Origin of the sequence: Pseudomonas sp. TWI929 (assembly GCF_039673335.1) — a bacterium.
Taxonomy (GTDB): domain Bacteria; phylum Pseudomonadota; class Gammaproteobacteria; order Pseudomonadales; family Pseudomonadaceae; genus Aquipseudomonas.
In genome coordinates, this window is record NZ_JBDJLK010000111.1 from 1 (window position 1) to 15883 (window position 15883).

A 15883-nucleotide genomic window follows, 5' to 3' on the forward strand; every position below is an offset into this window, starting at 1 on the left:
GTGGCGAGGCCGGTGGCGTGACCTATTACCCGGCAATGGCAACAGCATTATCTCAGGCTTGTGGGAGCGGCCTTGTGTCGCGATAGGGCCGCAAAGCGGCCCCGGCGATGTCAGTAGCGAAGCTGCAATCGAGGGGCCGCTGCGCAGCCCTTTCGCGACACAAGGCCGCTCCCACAGTGCCCGCGCAATACCCTCAATCGAGGCTTGCTTGCAACGCCCCGATAAACACCTCTTCCGCCCGGCTGAACCGCTGCTCCCTGTTCCACAACAGGTGAATATCCACATCGGCAATGCCTTCCTGCGGCGGCAGTTTCCACAGCAACCCTGCTGCAACATCCGGTGCCACTACATGCTCGGGCAGGCAGCCAATGCCAAACCCGGCAATCACCAGCCGGCGTACTTCCTCAAGGCTTGGCGATGACGCCACGATCCGCCCGGCAAACCCTTGCTGGTCGCGGAAAATGGTCAGCGGCGACAACATGCCGCCAATCTGGTCGCTGGTGAAACTGACGAAGTTCTCTCGCTGCAAATCGCCCTCGGCCTGGCCGAACAGGGCATGGTGCTTGCCACAGAAAAACGCATAACGTTGGCGCAGGAACAGCCGTTGCTCCAGCCGTGGCTGTGCCCGCCGGTTGAGGCTGAGGCCGGCCGTGGCGGTTTTCTCTTGCAGGGCGGCGACGATGTCGGAGCTGCGCATTACGTCGATTTCCAGCTCGACACGCGGGTGCTGGCGGTGGAAGTCGGCGAGGAAGTCGTCGAAGCGTTCGCTGACGATGCGGCTGATCATCAGCAGGCGCACCTTGCCCACCAGTTCGTCTGCCGGTTGCTCCAGCAAGCCACCGATCTGCGACATCTGCCCGTATACCTCGCCGGCCAGCTGGAACAGCTGCTCGCCCATTTCCGTCAGCACGAAGCGCGGCCCGCGGCGGGCGATGAGCTGGCGGCCGAGTTGCTCTTCCAGGCGCTTTAGCGCCTGGCTCACCGCCGGCTGGGTGAGGTGCAGGCGGGCGGCGGCGCGGCTGATGGACAGCTCCTGGCCGATGACCCGGAAGGTGCGCAGCAGGTTCCAGTCGAGGCGGTCGTTGAGCAGGCGGTCGGACATGGTGGGGCTCGATGATAAGCGTGGCTAATAGTTCGAATAATAAATAGAAAATTGACTAATCATAGCCCTGGGCCGATAAATCGCAGCATTGAGGCCTGATGTATCGGAGTCGGCTTCTTCGCGGGTTAACCCCACAGGGACTGCACAAACGCTGTGGGAGCGGGTTTACCCGCGAAGAAGCCAGCACCGAACCAACAGGCCAAGCGCCAGCAGAGCGCCACCGTGACCCAGCAACTCCTGCCAGAACAACAAGCAAAGGAGCCCCCATGAAGCCCACCGCTTCCCCCCAGCCACGACGTGCCGCCGCCGCCGCGTTCATCGGCACCATGATCGAATGGTACGACTTCTACATCTACGCCACCGCCGCCGCGCTGGTGTTCGGCGCACTGTTCTTCCCCTCCGACAACAGCCTGTTCAGCACCATGGCCGCGTTCGGCACCTTCGCCGTGGGCTTTTTTGCCCGGCCGCTGGGTGGCATCGTCTTCGGCCATGTGGGTGACCGTATCGGCCGCAAGAAGTCACTGGTCATCACCCTGCTGATGATGGGCATCGTCACCGTGTGCATCGGCCTGTTGCCGACCTACGCACAGATCGGCGCCACCGCGCCGGTGCTGCTGATTTTGCTGCGCATCGTCCAGGGCATCGCCGTGGGCGGCGAGTGGGGCGGGGCAGTGCTGATGGCCGGCGAGCATGCGCCCAAGGGCCGGCGCAACTTCTTCGCCTCGTTCGCCCAGCTGGGCAGCCCGGCGGGCCTGATCCTGTCGCTGCTGGCCTTCGGCGCGGTCACCCGCCTGCCTGAAGAGGAACTGATGAGCTGGGGCTGGCGTGTGCCATTCCTGGCCAGCGCACTGTTGCTGCTGGTGGGCCTGGCGATCCGCCTGGGGGTGAATGAATCGCCCGAATTCATCGCCTGCCGCGAGCAGGCGGTAAAGGCCCGGCGCAAGGAGCAGGCACCCGTGTTCGAAGTGCTACGCACCGCCTGGCGCCCGCTGCTGCTGTGCATCGGCGCCAACACCCTGGGCATTGCCGGGGTCTACTTCACCAACACCTTCATGATCAGCTACACCACCCAGCAGCTGCACCTGGAGCGCTCGCTGATTCTTGAATGCCTGTTCTTCGTGGCGATCATCCAGTTCTGCGTGCAGCCACTGGCCGCCTGGCTGTCGGAAAAGATCGGCGCCACCCGCTTCCTGGCCCTGGTCTCACTGCTGGCGATGGCCTCGCCATACCCGATGTTCGTGCTGGTCAGCTCGGGCCAGGGCCCGTTGATCGTGCTCGGCATCGCCTTGGCGGCAGCCTGCATGGCGTCGTTCTATGCGGTGATTGCGGGTTATGTCAGTGGCATGTTCGAAACCCGTGTGCGCTACACCGCCATTTCCCTGGCCTACCAGATCTGTGGCGCCATCGCCGGCGGCCTGACCCCGCTGATCGGCACCTGGCTGGCCCACACCTTCACTGGGCAATGGTGGCCGATGGCAGTGTTCTACACCCTGATTGCCACCATCTCGCTGGTCTGTGTGCTTGCCCTGGCGCGCCAGTATGCCCGTAGCCAGCGCCTGGAACTGGCCTGACCGAACCGATTTATTCTGGAGTACCCGCACATGTTGAAAAGCAATGGCGAACGCCTGTGGGCGAGCCTGATGGCCATGGCCGAAATCGGCGCCACCACCCGCGGCGGCAGCTGCCGACTGGCCCTCAGTGACGAGGACAAGGCCGGCCGTGAGCTGTTCAGCCACTGGTGCCGCGAAGCCGGCCTGACGCTGACCGTGGATGCCATCGGCAACCTGTTCGCCCGGCGCCCTGGCAGCGACCTGGATGCCGCCCCGGTAATGATCGGCAGCCACCTCGATACCCAACCCGAAGGCGGGCGTTTCGATGGCGTCTACGGCGTGCTGGCCGGGCTGGAGGTGGTGCGCCGCCTCAACGAACTGAACATCCAAACTCGCAAACCGCTGGAAATCGCAGTTTGGACCAACGAGGAAGGCGCACGCTTCACCCCGGCCATGTTCGGTTCGGCAGTGTTCACCGGCAGCCTGGCGCTGGCCGAGGCGCTGGCCATTCGCGATGCCGCTGGCGTAAGCGTTGCCGAAGAACTGCAACGTACTGGTTACGCCGGCAAGCGCCCATTGGGCGGCCCGGTGGATGCCTATTTCGAAGCGCACATTGAGCAAGGCCCGATCCTTGAAGATAACGCCAAGGCCATTGGCGTAGTCAGTGGTGGCCAGGCCATTCGTTGGCTGGATGTGACTGTCGAAGGCATGGCGGCGCACGCCGGCACCACGCCGATGCCGCTGCGCAAGGATGCCCTGTACGGCGCCGCGCGAATGATCCACGCGGTCGAGCAATTGGCAGCCGACTTCGCCCCTGAAGGCCTGACCACGGTGGGCGAACTGTCGATTGCCAAGTCCTCGCGCAACACCATCCCTGGGCTGCTGCAGTTCACGGTCGACCTGCGCCACCACCGCGATGAAGCCATCGAGGCGATGGAGCGTGACCTGACCCTGAAGCTGCAGGCCATCGCTGGCCAGCGCGGCCTGCAGGTGCGCATCGAGCGGCGCTGGGTAAGTCCGGCCACTCCGTTCGACGCTGACTGTGTGGCCGCCGTGCAGCAAGCGGTGGACGGCCTTGGTTATGCCCAGCAGTCGATTGTCAGTGGCGCCGGCCATGATGCCATCCTGTTGGCCCGTTATTGCCCTACGGCGATGGTGTTCATCCCCTGCGTCGGCGGCCTTAGCCACAACGAAGCCGAAGACGTATTACCCGAGGATGCCCGCCAGGGCGCCGATGTACTGCTTAACGCCGTGCTGGCCCGCGCCGGCCGTGTCGAACCAGGAGAAGCCTGATGCGTTGCTACTTCCACCCCGAACAACTGCTGCACCACCCGCGCAGCTACTACTCGCGCGGCGCCATGCGCACTCCGCAGGAAGTCCCCGAACGTGCCCAGCGTCTTTTGCAGGCGGCCAAGGATCTGGGTTTCGACATCCACCAGCCTGACGATGCCGGCCTTGAACCACTCAAGGCCGTACACGGCGACGCTTACCTGGCGTTTCTCGAAGAAGCCCATGCGCGCTGGAAGGAAGTGCCCGAGGATTGGGGCGACGAGGTGATGTCGAACATCTTCGTGCGCGAGCCCAACGCCTTGCGCGGCATCCTCGCCCAGGCCGGGCGCTACCTGGCCGATGGCAGCTGCCCGGTGGGTGAGCAAACTTGGCACTCGGCCTACTGGTCGGCGCAGAGCGCGGTAGCCGGTGCCAAGGCCATTCTCGATGGCGAGCCGGCTGCCTATGCCCTGTGCCGGCCACCGGGGCACCATGCGCGGTTCGATGCAGCAGGTGGCTTCTGCTACATCAACAACGCCGCCGTGGCCGCCCAGGCCCTGCGCAGCCGTTACAGCCGCGTGGCTATCCTCGATACCGACATGCACCACGGGCAGGGGATTCAGGAGATCTTCTACGATCGCCGGGATGTGCTGTATGTGTCGGTGCATGGCGACCCGACCAACTTCTACCCGGGGGTAGCCGGGTTCGAGGATGAGCGAGGCAGTGGTGCGGGGGAGGGGTACAACCTCAACCTGCCGATGGCACATGGGGCTAGCGAGGCGGACTTCATGGGCCAGCTGGAGATTGCGCTGGCTGCGGTGAAGGATTTTGGTGCCGAGGTGCTGGTGTTGTCGCTGGGCTTCGATATCTACGAGCTGGACCCGCAGAGCAAGGTGGCGGTGACGACTGAAGGGTTTGCTGCGTTGGGTGAGCGGATTCGGGCGTTGCGCTTGCCGTGCCTGATTGTGCAGGAGGGGGGATATCACCTGGAGAGCCTGGAGGCGAATGCGCAGGCGTTTTTTGCTGACAAGGCGGATTGGCGGTGAGTGCATGATGCCAGCAGCGGTAGTGCAGCTGTCGGCGCCTTCGCGGGCAAGCCCGCTCCCACACCGACCGCGCCGGATTCAAACCTGCGGGAGATCGCCTAGCCCTTTGGGCTGCGCTGCCGCGCAGATAACTGAGTTCGTGAGCGGTCCGCATACCCTGTGGGAGCGGCTTTAGCCGTGAAGAATCTAACGTGGTGCATGGCACCGGCTGCGCCGGTGTTCGCGGCTAAAGCCGCTCCCACAGTGTCCCTGCTAATTCAATGAGTTATGTGCAGTTCTGTGGGAGCGGGCATGCCCGCGAAGCAGGCGGCGCGGTGGACGGCACCGGCTACGCCTGTGCGCAGCTTTGCGTCGCTCAATCTCACAGGCGCTACACCCCACCCCGCCGCACATGCTTCACCAGCACCTTCTCCAACAACTCCCACATCGCCGGATCCGTACTGAACGCCACATTGAAGCGCATCCACCCGGTCGCCTTGGCATCGACCATGAACAACTGCCCAGGCCCGAGCATGATGCCTTTCTCCAGCGCATCGTCCAGCAACGCCGCGCTGTCCGGAATCGCCGGGTGGCGGGTCCAGATGTACATGCCCTCATCCGACTCGATGAACAGTTCGAAGCCCAATCGATGCAGATGCCGGCCAACTTCCTGATGCGCCTCGGCCAGCCGCTGGCGCAGGCGCTTCAGGTGCTTGCGCCAGCGCCCGTCGATGATCGCGGCATACACCACACGCTCCATCACCTGCGAGGTGGTCAGCCCCGAGCGCATCTTCAGGTGCAGCAGCTTCTGCATCAGCTCGGGGTTGGCCAGCATGTAGCCGACCCGCACGTTCGGTGAAATGCTCTTGGAGTAGCTGCCCACGTACACCACCTGTTGCAGGTGGTCGAGGCTGGCCAGGCAGGGTTGCGGTTCGGCGACCATGTCGGCGTACAGGTTGTTCTCCACCAGGCGGAAGCCATGCTGGCTGGCCAGTTGCAGCAGGCGGTGCAGCTGTGGCAGCGGGGTGCGCGAGCAGGTCGGGCTATGCAGGTGCGGCTGGGTGAAGAATGCCGTCGGGCGGTGGTGGGTGAGCAACTGCTCCAGTTGGTTAAGATCGTAGCCGGCCGGAGTGCGCGGCACGCCGACCAACGTTGCGCCCTGGGTGCGCAGGATGCTCATCAGGTTCGGGTAACCCGGGTCGTCCACCAGCACCACATCGCCCGGGCGCACCAGCGTGCGGGCGGCCAGGTCCAAAGCCTGGCTGGCGCCGTGGGTCAGCATCAGTTGCGCCGGGTTGGCGACGATCGACAGTTCCTGCTGCAGGTTCTGCGCGGTCAGTGCACGCAGCTCCGGCAGGCCCATCGGGTCGCCGTAGCCCGACAGCTCCAGCGGGCTGCCGGCCACCTGGCGCAGGCCGCGGCGCAGGCCGTCTTCATACATCCAGTCGTTAGGCAGCCAGCCGCACCCTGGTTTGTACGGCAACTGGCGGATCTCGAAGATCTGCTGCAAGTACCACTCGGAGTTGAACGTTGGTCGAGTGGTATCGGCCTCGGCATTGTGCTGTTCCAGCAGTTCGCCCGCCGCCCGGTTGACGAAGAACCCCGCATTGCCCCGGCTTACCAGCAACCCCTGGGCGACCAGGCGGTCGTAGGCTTCGACCACGGTGAAGGTGCTTACCGAATAGCTCGCGGCAAAGGCGCGGATGGACGGGACCTTGGCGCCTGGTTTGAGGGTCTGGTTGTCGATCAGCTCGCGCAGCCCGTCGATGATCTGGTTGACCAACGGGGTCGAGGAGTCTGGATGTAATTCGAACATTCGGGGCCTTCAGGGTGCGTATCGCCTGGCGTTTGCAAGGTGTATTGCATGGGCGACCTGTACAGTGCAGTGCGAGTTTCATGCCACTGTGCATGGCTCTCTGCGTCGGACATTTTTACATTAGGTGTCAGATATCGCCACATAAAGCATGTTCAGTTCGTTCGAAGGGCAAACCTTCGGGCGCGTCAGCAGGCCGCCATGGAGGGCCTGCGTGTGTTTGTTCACACCATCCTGCCCGCATTAGCACTGATGTACAGGTGAAACCGCCAGCCATCGGGGTTTCACGGTTTTCCTTGGATAAAAAGAAGCACGGGGTACACAACTGATGGACGCAACATCCACAACCACCACCGCGAAAAGCGGGCACGAGAGCAAGCTCAGTGCCTCGCTGAAGTCGCGCCACCTGACGATGATGTCTATCGCCGGGGTTATTGGCGGCGCCTTGTTCGTCGGTTCCGGCAGCGTGATCCACAGCGCCGGCCCAGCCGCTGTCCTGGCCTACCTGGCAGGCGGCATCCTGGTGGTGCTGATCATGCGCATGCTGGGTGAGATGGCGACTTCCTCGCCAGACACCGGCTCGTTCTCCACCTACGCCGACCGCGCCATTGGCCGTTGGGCCGGTTTCACCATCGGCTGGCTGTACTGGTGGTACTGGGTCATCCTGATGGCCTGGGAAGCTTATGTGGCGGGCAAGATCCTGCATGGTTTCTTCCCCGATGTGAGCGTCAACGTGTTCGTGCTGGCCACGACCCTGTTGCTGATCACCGTCAACTTCTTCAACGTCAAGCACTACGGTGAGTTCGAGTTCTGGTTTGCCTTGATCAAGGTGATCGCGATCGTCTGCTTCCTGATCGTGTGTACCGCTGCGGTCATGAACGTCTGGCAGTTCGGTGAAGTACGTGGCATCAGCCACCTCACCGCCGAAGGCTTCATGCCCAATGGCATCACCACCGTGATCGGTGCCTTGCTCGGGGTGATGTTCGCCTTCCTCGGCGCAGAAATCGTCACCATCGCTGCTTCCGAAGCCAAGGACCCGGCTGCGCAGATCGTCAAGGCCACCAACTCGGTGGTATGGCGTGTGTGCCTGTTCTACGTCGGTTCGATCTTCCTGATCGTCTGCCTGGTACCGTGGAACGACCCGCACCTGGGCGTTTCCGGCTATGGCGCCTACCGCCGTACCCTGGAGCTGCTGGGCGTACCGTATGCCGAGCTGCTGATGAACTTCGTGGTGCTGACCTCGGTGAGCAGCTGCCTGATCTCCGGCCACTACACCGCTTCGCGCATGCTGTTCTCCCTGGCCCAGCGTGGCGACGCGCCGTCGTTCTTCAAGATCACCCGTGCCGGCACCGGTGTACCGGTGTACGCGATCATGGGCTCGTGCGCCGTGGCTGTGGTGTGTGCGCTGATCAACTTCAGCGAAACCCTGCGCCCGAAAGACGTGCTGGAAACCCTGATGAACACCACCGGCATGATCGCCCTGCTGGTGTACCTGGTAATCGCCTTCTCGCAGCTGCGCATGCGCCGCAAGCTGATTGCCGAAGGCAAGGAAGTACGCCTGAAGATGTGGCTGTTCCCGTGGCTGACTTACCTGGTGATCGCGTTCATCGTGGCTGCCCTGGTGACCATGGCCTTCATGCCTGACTACCAGATCCTGGTGATCTCCACCGGTATCGCCGCGGCAATCGTGGTGGCGATGGGTGTGGTGCACCAGATCCGCTCTGCTAACAAGCAGCACTAAGCGTTACTCGCTTCTGGAAACGGCCGGCTCCCTTGGGGACCCGGCCGTTTCGCGTTGTTGGGCCTGGGATTTTTCGGCGGGCATGTGGAAGCGCTGGTTCATCCACGGTGAGCCGAGCAGGGCTGCGGCGGCGATCAGGGCCACGATGGCGAGGGCAATGTAGGTTTTCATAGGTGTGCGCATACAAGGGATGACCTGAAGCATAGCCAGCCAGTTCCAGCCCTATCGCCGGCATATGGCATATGCTGAACACATTGCCCGCCAAAAGGAGCCCCACATGGCTTGGTCCGCCACCCAGTATTCCCTGTTCGAAGACGAGCGCACCCGCGCCGTACGCGACCTGCTCGCCGCCATTCCGTCGCGCCCGGTGCGCCACGCCACCGACCTGGGCTGCGGCCCCGGCAACTCCACCGAGGTGCTGCTGCAACGTTACCCAGACGCCCAGGTGACGGCGTTGGACAGCGACCCCGACATGATCGCCAAAGCCCGCGAGCGCAAACGGCTGTGCATCCCCCGGGTACGCACGCTCATCGCCGACATTGGCGGTTGGTCCGCCCCCGAACCGCAGGACCTGATCCTGGCCAATGCCTCGCTGCAATGGGTACCCGACCACGCCTCGCTGTACCCGCACCTGGTGCGCCAACTGAGCGAAGGCGCCAGCCTGGCCGTGCAGACCCCGGACAACCTCGATGAACCCGCCCACCACCAGTTGCGCGAAATTGCCAGCCAAGGCCCCTGGGCGGCGAAGTTCGCCGACTTCCAGCTGCCGCCCCGGCACGGCGCGGCGTTCTACTACGACCTGCTCAGCCCGCTGTGCGCGCGGGTGGATGTGTGGCGCACTACCTACCATCACCCATTGGCCGGTGGCGCCGAGGCGGTGGTGGAATGGTTCAAGGGTTCGGCGTTGCGGCCTTACCTGGCCCGGCTGGAGGCGCAGGAGCAGGCCGACTTCCTGCAGATGTACCTGCAGGCCATGCAGCGCGACTATCCGCCGGCCACCGATGGCAAGGTGCTGTTGCCGTTCCCACGGTTGTTCGTGATCGCTACCCGTTAGGGCGGCGCCAGCGCCAGGCCACGTAGCTGTAGATGCCGAGGTTGAGCAGCAGCACGAAGCTACCCAGCAGCAGCTGGACAGCTGGAGTCAGGCCAGCGGGGTAGATCAGCGGCCAGATGTAGTGCTCGACGAAGCCGCCCTGGTAGCCGGCGCCACCGGCGGCGCTGCGCATGCGGTTTTCCCAGGTGGTCAGTGGGCAGCCAAGGTGCAGGCATTCCACCGCCAGCCCCCAGGCCAGGGCTGGCAGGTGCAGGAGCAGGGCAGGGCGCCAGTGCAGTACCAGCAGGCCACCGAACAGCACCAGCAGGATGAAGGCCAGGTGCAGCAGCACCAGGGTGTCGGCGGCTAGGCGGTAGAGCATGTGTTGTGTGCCCGGGGATGAGGTTACTCCAGCATAGTTGTATTGCTTTTGCCGGCCTCATAGCGGGCTTGCCCGCTAAGAGGCCAGTACAGGCTACAAACCTTCCTCGACCATCTGCAAAAAGGTCGCTACCACCCGCCGCGTACGCTGCTCGCTCAAACACACCAAGGTCTCGGTCAGGTGCCGCTGGCAATCGACAATCGGCAACGCACACACCCGCGCATCGGCACCAAACTCCGCTGCCGACACCACCCCCACGCCAATCCCCACCACCACCGCTTCACGTGCAGCCTCCCGGCCTTCCACCTGGATCGCCGGGCGAATCCGCAGCCCGGCCCGCTGCATTTCTTCTTCCAGGGTCTGCCGCGTCACCGAACCGGGTTCACGCAGCACCAGCGGCATGTCGTCCAGGTCGGCCAGGTTGATCGAGCCGCGGCTGGCCCACGGGTGCTGGTGTGAAACAAACGCCACCATCGGGTCGCGGCGTAGCGGCAGGCAATGCAGGCGCTCATCGTCGACGTCCCGGCCCAGCAGGGCCAGGTCTGCCTGGTAGCTGAACAGCCGGGCCAGCGATTCATCGGTATTGCCGGTCTCGATCTTCACCTGGATGCCCGGGTAACGCTGGCAGAAGCGGGCAATCTGCGGCAGCACGTGCACCGGCGCATCCACCGCCAGCACCAGGCTGCCGGTGTGCAGGGCGCGCGAATCCTGCAGCAGGTCATGGGCCTCGGCCTCGCAGGCGAACAGGCGCTGGCTGATGCCCAGCAGGCGCTCGCCCAGGTCGGTGAGCTGCACCGAGCGCTTGTTGCGGTGGAACAGCAGTACGCCGAAGCGCTCCTCCAGTTTGCGCACCTGGTCCGACACCGCAGGCTGGGTCAGAAACAGCTTTTCTGCCGCGCGGGTAAAGCTGCCGTGCACGGCCACGGCATGGAAGGCCTTGAGTTGTGCGTGGGAAACCGACATGACGACCTCAGTAACAAGCTGGGCTTATGTGAGTAATACGATAAATCGATTTTATTTATTTTTCCGCAACTGTTTCCATGCATGTCAGCCCGACGCTGGCACCACGAATGCCGCCAGGGCCATGGCGCCCACACGGAGCCATCTGACCCGATGACAGCCTCGTCATCGCTGTGCGTAACACAAGAACAAGACAGGCGTTTCTTCACATTCTGCCGGCACACTCAAGCAAGAGGTCAGACTTACATGAATCAATCCCTAGCCGCGTTCAAACGTTGGCGCATGCAGATTTTCGCCATCACCTGGCTGGCTTACGCCGCCTTCTACTTCACCCGCAAAGCCTTCTCGGTGGCCAAGCTGGGCATCGCCGAAGACCCAAGCTTCATGCTCGACAGGGCCGCCATGGCCAACCTCGACGCCATCTACCTGGCCGCCTACGCCGTGGGCCAGTTCACCTGGGGCATGCTCGCTGACCGCTTCGGCCCACGCGTGGTGGTGCTCGGCGGGTTGCTGATTTCTGCGGTGGCGGCGGTGGTGATGGGCAGTTACGCCACCTTCCCGATCTTCGCCACCTGCATGCTGGTGCAGGGCCTGGCGCAATCCACCGGCTGGGCTGGCCTGTGCAAGAACATCGGCAGCTTCTTCCCGGCCTCGCAGCGCGGGCGGGTGCTGGGCCTGTGGAGTTCCTGCTATGCCTTTGGCGGCCTGGTGGCCTCGCCGTTCGCTGGTTGGTGGGCCTACACCCTGGTCGGCACCTGGCACGCGGCGTTCTTCTCCAGTGCCGCAGTGGTGGCGCTGGTGGCCGTGCTGTTCGTCTTCCTGCAGCGCAACAAGCCTGAAGACGTTGGCCTGCCAGCGGTAGAGCCCGAGCCGCAGAGCATGGCCCCGGCCGGCAACCTGTGCAGCGTGTGGGCGCCGCTGAAGGAGATTCTGCGCAACCGCACGGTGCTGACCCTGGGCCTGGCGTATTTCCTGTTGAAGCCGGCGCGTTACGCCATCCTGCTGTGGGGGCCGGTGATCGTCTTCGAGCAGATGCCCTCGGTGGGCAAGGTTGGCGCAGCGATCATCCCCACCGCCTTCGAACTGGCCGGGCTGCTAGGGCCGATCATGATTGGCCTGGCTTCCGACAAGCTGTTCGGTGCCCGGCGCATGCCAGCCTGCGTGATCAGCCTGGTGCTGCTGACCGTGACCCTGGCGGCATTCATGGCCGCCATGCACACCGGCAGCGTGATGCTGGTAGTGGCCCTGCTGTTCGTCATGGGCCTGACCCTGTACGGGCCGGACTCGATGATCAGCGGCGCTGCGGCCATCGACTTCGGCACTGCCAAGGCCGGCGCCACCGCAGCTGGCTTCGTCAACGGTTGTGGCTCGGTGGGCGCGGTGCTGGGCGGCTTGCTGCCAGGTTACTTCGACGGCGTCACGGTGTTCATCGTGTTCGCCGGCTGCGCACTGTTCTCGGCATTGGTGCTGCTGCCGCACTGGAACAGCCGCCCGACCAGCAGCGCGCAAAGCGCCGACGTGGCGCCGAACACCAGCATGGCAATCAAGCCACTGCGTACCTGAAAGGAAAGCGAGCGAATGAGACCCTTCTGGCTGCAACAGGCCCTGGATTCGACACAGGAGGCGGTGTGCCCGCCGTTGCAAGGCGATGCCCGTTGCGATGTGTGCATCGTCGGCGGCGGCTACACCGGCCTGTGGACGGCACTGATGCTCAAGGAGGCGGTACCGGCCCTGGATGTGGTGCTGATCGAGGCCGACATCTGTGGCGCCGGTGCCAGTGGTCGCAATGGTGGCTGTGCGTTGTCCTGGTCGGCCAAGTACTTCACCCTCGAGCGCCTGTTCGGGGTGGCCGAGGCGGTACGCCTGGTACGCGAGTCGGAGCGCAGCATCGGTGACATCGGCGCGTTCTGTGCGGCCAATGGCATCGACTGCGACTACCGCCTGGACGGCACGCTGTACACCGCCACCAACGCGGCGCAGGTCGGTGCCACCGACGCGGTGGTCGCCGCGCTGGAGCACAAGGGCATCAATTCGTTCCGCCGCCTGCCGCTGGAACAGGTGCAGCGCCTGGCCGGTTCGGCGCGGCACCTGGAAGGCTGGTTCTCGCCGGCGGCGGCCACGGTGCAGCCGGGCAAACTGGTGCGAGGGCTGCGCCGGGTGGCCTTGCAGCGCGGTGTGCGCATCTTCGAGGGCACCGCCATGGCTGGCCTGGAGCACGGCGCCCCGGTGCAGGTGCGCACGGCCAACGGTACCGTGCGCGCCGACCGTGTGGTGCTGGGCCTCAACGCGTGGATGGCGCGTGCCTTCCCGCAGTTCGAGCGCAGCGTGGCGATTGTTTCCAGCGATATGGTGATTACCGAACCATGCCCCGAGCTGCTGCACCAGATCGGCCTGGACAGTGGCATCAGCGTGCTCGACTCGCGGATTTTCGTGCACTACTACCACAACACTTCAGATGGCCGGCTGATGCTCGGCAAGGGCGGCAATACCTTTGCCTATGGCGGGCGCATGCTGCCGGTGTTCGACCAGCCATCACCGTACCGGCCACTGCTGCGTGAAAGCCTGGGCGGGTTCTTCCCGGCGCTGGCCGAGGTGCCGCTGGCGGCCAGCTGGAACGGGCCATCGGACCGCTCGGTGACCGGGTTGCCGTTTTTTGGCAAGCTGGACGGGCAGGGCAACGTGTTCTACGGCTTTGGTTACTCCGGCAGTGGTGTGGGGCCGTGCCACATGGGCGGGCAGATCCTCTCGTCGCTGGCGCTGGGGCTGGACAACCCGTGGACCCGTTCGCCGCTGGTCAAGGGCCCGCTGGGGCTGTTCCCGCCGGAGCCGATCCGCTACCTGGGCTCGCTGATGGTGCGCAATGCCATCCGTCGCAAGGAACGCGCCGAGGACCACGGCTTGCGCCCGCGCCGGCTGGATGTGCGGTTGGCGCGGTTTGCTGCTGCGGCAGGCAAAGCCGATAAAGGCTGACGAGATTTCTTGTCGATCCCATGCCCGAGGGCGTATAAACTGCACCCACTTTTGGCCGGTCGCTTCCTGAACCGGCCGCTGAAACAAGAGAGTCGACATGGGCGCACAGTGGAAAGCCAAGCATAGAGAAACAGCGGCCAATGCCAAAGGCAAGGTCATGGGCAAGCTGGCCAAGGAAATTCAGATTGCTGCCAAATCTGGCGCCGACCCGGACATGAACCCGCGCCTGCGCCTGGCCATCGTCCAGGCCAAGAAAGCGTCGATGACCCGTGAGACCCTGGAGCGTGCGATCAAGAAAGGCGCTGGCCTGGACGGCGAGGCCGTGCAGTACCATGCCGTCAGCTATGAAGGCTTCGCCCCGCACCAGGTGCCGCTGATCGTCGAGTGCCTGACCGACAACGTCAACCGTACCGTTGCGCAAATCCGCGTGCTGTTCCGCAAGGGCCAGCTGGGTGCCAGCGGTTCGGTGACCTGGGACTTCAACCACGTCGGCCTGATCGAAGCCACCCCGGAAGGCGATGCCGACCCGGAAATGGCCGCCATCGAAGCCGGTGCCCAGGACTTCGAGGAAGGTGAAGAAGAGGGTTCGACCCTGTTCATTACCGACACTACCGACCTGGACGCGGTGCAGAAGGCACTGCCGGAGCACGGCTTCACCGTGACCTCGGCGAAGATCGGCTACACCCCGAAAAACCCGGTGAGCGCAGCCAGCCTGAGTGCCGAGGCGCTGGCCGAGGTGGAAGCCTTCCTCGAGGCGATCGACGAGAACGATGACGTGCAGAACGTTTATGTTGGTCTGACTGACTGATCTGCTTCTCTGGGGCCGCTTTGCGGCCCTTCGCGGGCACGCCCGCTCCCACAGGTATCTCGCAGTTTTCAAGTATTGTGGTGTCCTTGTGGGAGCGGGCATGCCCGCGAATAGGCCCTTGAATTCCACCGCAGGGAGCCTGCATGAACCCCACCTTCGCCTCCCTCAGCCTCGCCCACCTGCGCACCCTCGACCACCTGCTGCAGCTGAAAAACCTCAGCCACGCCGCCGAGCGCCTGGGCGTCAGCCAGTCGGCTCTTAGCCGCCAGTTGGCCCACCTGCGCGAAGCCTTCGACGACCCGTTGCTGGTGCGCCAGGGCCGGGGTTACGTGCTCAGCGAACACGCCGAAGCCCTGGTCGAACCCCTTCGCCAAGTCCTGGAAGAACTGCACGCCCTGCGCCAGCCCGCCGTGTTCGACCCGGCGCGCTGCGAGCGGCGCTTCTGCCTGGCGGCCTCGGACTACGTGGCCGAGCACATGCTGCCGCTGCTGGTGGCGGCGCTGGAGCGTGAAGCACCGGGCGTAGCGCTGGAATACCGCACCTGGCAGGCCGGCCAGTACGCCTTGTTGGCCAGCGGCGAGATCGACCTGGCCACCACCCTGTTCGACGAGTCACCACCCAACCTGCACGGGCGCCTGCTGGGCGAGGACCGCGCAGTGTGCTTGATGCGCCACGACCACCCACTTGCTGCCCATGCCGCGCTGAGCCAGGCCGATTACCTGGCGCACAAGCACGTGCGCATCTCCGGCGGTGGCGACAAGGACAGTTTCATCGACCGCCACCTGCGCGCCCAGGGCCTGCAGCGGCGGGTTAGCCTGGAAGTGCCGTTCTTCTCCGCCACCGTTCAGGTAATTGCCAACAGCCAGGCCGTGGCCACAGTCCCCGAGCACATAGCCCGGCAGCTGTGCCGCCTGCATGACCTGGCCTGGCGGCCGTTGGGTTTCATCGACCACAGCCAGCGCTACTGGGTAGTGTGGCACCAGCGCCTGCAGGCCTCGGCCGAGCACCGCTGGTTGCGTAACCGGGTATTCGAGTTGTGGCGCCAGTCGCAGTTCGGTGTGCAGGGTGGGCATGCGGGTTTGCCATAGCAGGTATGCGCGAAGCGGGGTTATTCGGTTTGGCATAGGTGCCTAGACTGGGGGCATTGTGTTGTCTGTACCGGCCTCTTCGCGGGCTTGCCCGCTCCCACAGGATCACCACAGTTTTCGAAAGCTGTGAGATACCTTTGGG

14 protein-coding genes are annotated in these 15883 nt (G+C 64.3%); 9 read left to right on the forward strand and 5 right to left on the reverse strand.

Annotated features, from left to right (window positions below; genetic code table 11):
• Positions 1-193: 193 nt before the first annotated feature.
• A complete protein-coding gene (locus ABE456_RS26155) occupies positions 194-1102 on the reverse strand; it encodes a LysR family transcriptional regulator (protein ID WP_346646503.1) in 909 nt (302 codons plus the stop codon).
• A gap of 266 nt (positions 1103-1368) precedes the next feature.
• Between ABE456_RS26155 and ABE456_RS26160 the strand changes: the two genes are divergently transcribed.
• From ABE456_RS26160 to ABE456_RS26170, 3 genes are read left to right on the forward strand one after another with little or no spacing between them, the layout of a single operon-like run.
• Positions 1369-2673, forward strand: a complete 1305-nt coding sequence (locus tag ABE456_RS26160) for an MFS transporter (RefSeq protein ID WP_346646504.1) — start codon at positions 1369-1371, stop codon at positions 2671-2673.
• A 30-nt stretch (positions 2674-2703) separates the two neighbouring features.
• A complete protein-coding gene (locus tag ABE456_RS26165; protein ID WP_346646505.1) occupies positions 2704-3945 on the forward strand; it encodes a Zn-dependent hydrolase in 1242 nt (413 codons plus the stop codon).
• A complete protein-coding gene (locus ABE456_RS26170) occupies positions 3945-4967 on the forward strand; it encodes a histone deacetylase family protein (RefSeq protein ID WP_346646506.1) in 1023 nt (340 codons plus the stop codon). Before ABE456_RS26165 ends, ABE456_RS26170 begins: the two co-directional genes overlap by 1 nt.
• A gap of 370 nt (positions 4968-5337) precedes the next feature.
• Here the strand turns inward: ABE456_RS26170 and ABE456_RS26175 are convergent, their stop codons facing one another.
• Positions 5338-6762, reverse strand: a complete 1425-nt coding sequence (locus ABE456_RS26175; RefSeq protein WP_346646507.1) for a PLP-dependent aminotransferase family protein — start codon at positions 6760-6762, stop codon at positions 5338-5340.
• A 325-nt stretch (positions 6763-7087) separates the two neighbouring features.
• Between ABE456_RS26175 and ABE456_RS26180 the strand changes: the two genes are divergently transcribed.
• A complete protein-coding gene (locus tag ABE456_RS26180) occupies positions 7088-8500 on the forward strand; it encodes an amino acid permease (RefSeq protein WP_346646508.1) in 1413 nt (470 codons plus the stop codon).
• 3 nt (positions 8501-8503) lie between these two features.
• Here ABE456_RS26180 and ABE456_RS26185 read toward each other — a convergent pair whose 3' ends face one another.
• Entirely contained in the window at positions 8504-8683 is a 180-nt protein-coding gene (locus ABE456_RS26185; protein ID WP_346646514.1) for a hypothetical protein, read from the reverse strand.
• A gap of 94 nt (positions 8684-8777) precedes the next feature.
• On the opposite strand from ABE456_RS26185, the gene tam reads away from it, so the two are divergent.
• Entirely contained in the window at positions 8778-9554 is a 777-nt protein-coding gene (gene tam, locus ABE456_RS26190) for a trans-aconitate 2-methyltransferase (protein ID WP_346646509.1), read from the forward strand.
• Here tam and ABE456_RS26195 read toward each other — a convergent pair.
• Positions 9544-9915 carry a DUF2784 domain-containing protein gene (locus tag ABE456_RS26195; protein ID WP_346646510.1) on the reverse strand — a complete coding sequence of 124 codons (372 nt, stop codon included), beginning with the start codon at positions 9913-9915 and terminating at the stop codon, positions 9544-9546. The two genes, tam and ABE456_RS26195, sit on opposite strands and share 11 nt — an antisense overlap.
• 93 nt (positions 9916-10008) lie before the next feature.
• The gene (locus ABE456_RS26200; RefSeq protein WP_346646511.1) at positions 10009-10878 is read right to left on the reverse strand and encodes a LysR substrate-binding domain-containing protein; all 870 of its coding nucleotides are present in this window, start codon (positions 10876-10878) and stop codon (positions 10009-10011) included.
• A 279-nt stretch (positions 10879-11157) separates the two neighbouring features.
• Here ABE456_RS26200 and ABE456_RS26205 point away from each other — a divergent pair, with 279 nt between their 5' ends.
• From ABE456_RS26205 to ABE456_RS26220, 4 genes are all read left to right on the forward strand, one after another.
• On the forward strand, positions 11158-12438 hold the full coding sequence (locus ABE456_RS26205) for an MFS transporter (RefSeq protein WP_346646515.1): 1281 nt from the start codon (positions 11158-11160) through the stop codon (positions 12436-12438).
• Between the two features lie 15 nt (positions 12439-12453).
• Entirely contained in the window at positions 12454-13845 is a 1392-nt protein-coding gene (locus ABE456_RS26210; RefSeq protein ID WP_346646512.1) for an FAD-dependent oxidoreductase, read from the forward strand.
• 97 nt (positions 13846-13942) lie between these two features.
• Positions 13943-14653 carry a YebC/PmpR family DNA-binding transcriptional regulator gene (locus tag ABE456_RS26215; protein WP_056802571.1) on the forward strand — a complete coding sequence of 237 codons (711 nt, stop codon included), beginning with the start codon at positions 13943-13945 and terminating at the stop codon, positions 14651-14653.
• A gap of 143 nt (positions 14654-14796) precedes the next feature.
• On the forward strand, positions 14797-15741 hold the full coding sequence (locus tag ABE456_RS26220) for a LysR family transcriptional regulator (RefSeq protein WP_346646513.1): 945 nt from the start codon (positions 14797-14799) through the stop codon (positions 15739-15741).
• Positions 15742-15883 lie beyond the last annotated feature (142 nt).

What these genes read in the sequence shown, in the direction of transcription:
- ABE456_RS26170 (WP_346646506.1), top strand. Translation starts at nt 3,945, where the DNA reads ATGCGTTGCTACTTCCACCCCGAACAACTGCTGCACCACCCGCGCAGC.
- tam (WP_346646509.1), top strand. Translation starts at nt 8,778, where the DNA reads ATGGCTTGGTCCGCCACCCAGTATTCCCTGTTCGAAGACGAGCGCACC.
- ABE456_RS26185 (WP_346646514.1), bottom strand. Translation starts at nt 8,683, where the DNA reads ATGCGCACACCTATGAAAACCTACATTGCCCTCGCCATCGTGGCCCTG.
- ABE456_RS26215 (WP_056802571.1), top strand. Translation starts at nt 13,943, where the DNA reads ATGGGCGCACAGTGGAAAGCCAAGCATAGAGAAACAGCGGCCAATGCC.
- ABE456_RS26220 (WP_346646513.1), top strand. Translation starts at nt 14,797, where the DNA reads ATGAACCCCACCTTCGCCTCCCTCAGCCTCGCCCACCTGCGCACCCTC.
- ABE456_RS26210 (WP_346646512.1), top strand. Translation starts at nt 12,454, where the DNA reads ATGAGACCCTTCTGGCTGCAACAGGCCCTGGATTCGACACAGGAGGCG.
- ABE456_RS26160 (WP_346646504.1), top strand. Translation starts at nt 1,369, where the DNA reads ATGAAGCCCACCGCTTCCCCCCAGCCACGACGTGCCGCCGCCGCCGCG.
- ABE456_RS26205 (WP_346646515.1), top strand. Translation starts at nt 11,158, where the DNA reads ATGCAGATTTTCGCCATCACCTGGCTGGCTTACGCCGCCTTCTACTTC.
- ABE456_RS26180 (WP_346646508.1), top strand. Translation starts at nt 7,088, where the DNA reads ATGGACGCAACATCCACAACCACCACCGCGAAAAGCGGGCACGAGAGC.
- ABE456_RS26155 (WP_346646503.1), bottom strand. Translation starts at nt 1,102, where the DNA reads ATGTCCGACCGCCTGCTCAACGACCGCCTCGACTGGAACCTGCTGCGC.
- ABE456_RS26195 (WP_346646510.1), bottom strand. Translation starts at nt 9,915, where the DNA reads ATGCTCTACCGCCTAGCCGCCGACACCCTGGTGCTGCTGCACCTGGCC.
- ABE456_RS26175 (WP_346646507.1), bottom strand. Translation starts at nt 6,762, where the DNA reads ATGTTCGAATTACATCCAGACTCCTCGACCCCGTTGGTCAACCAGATC.
- ABE456_RS26200 (WP_346646511.1), bottom strand. Translation starts at nt 10,878, where the DNA reads ATGTCGGTTTCCCACGCACAACTCAAGGCCTTCCATGCCGTGGCCGTG.
- ABE456_RS26165 (WP_346646505.1), top strand. Translation starts at nt 2,704, where the DNA reads ATGTTGAAAAGCAATGGCGAACGCCTGTGGGCGAGCCTGATGGCCATG.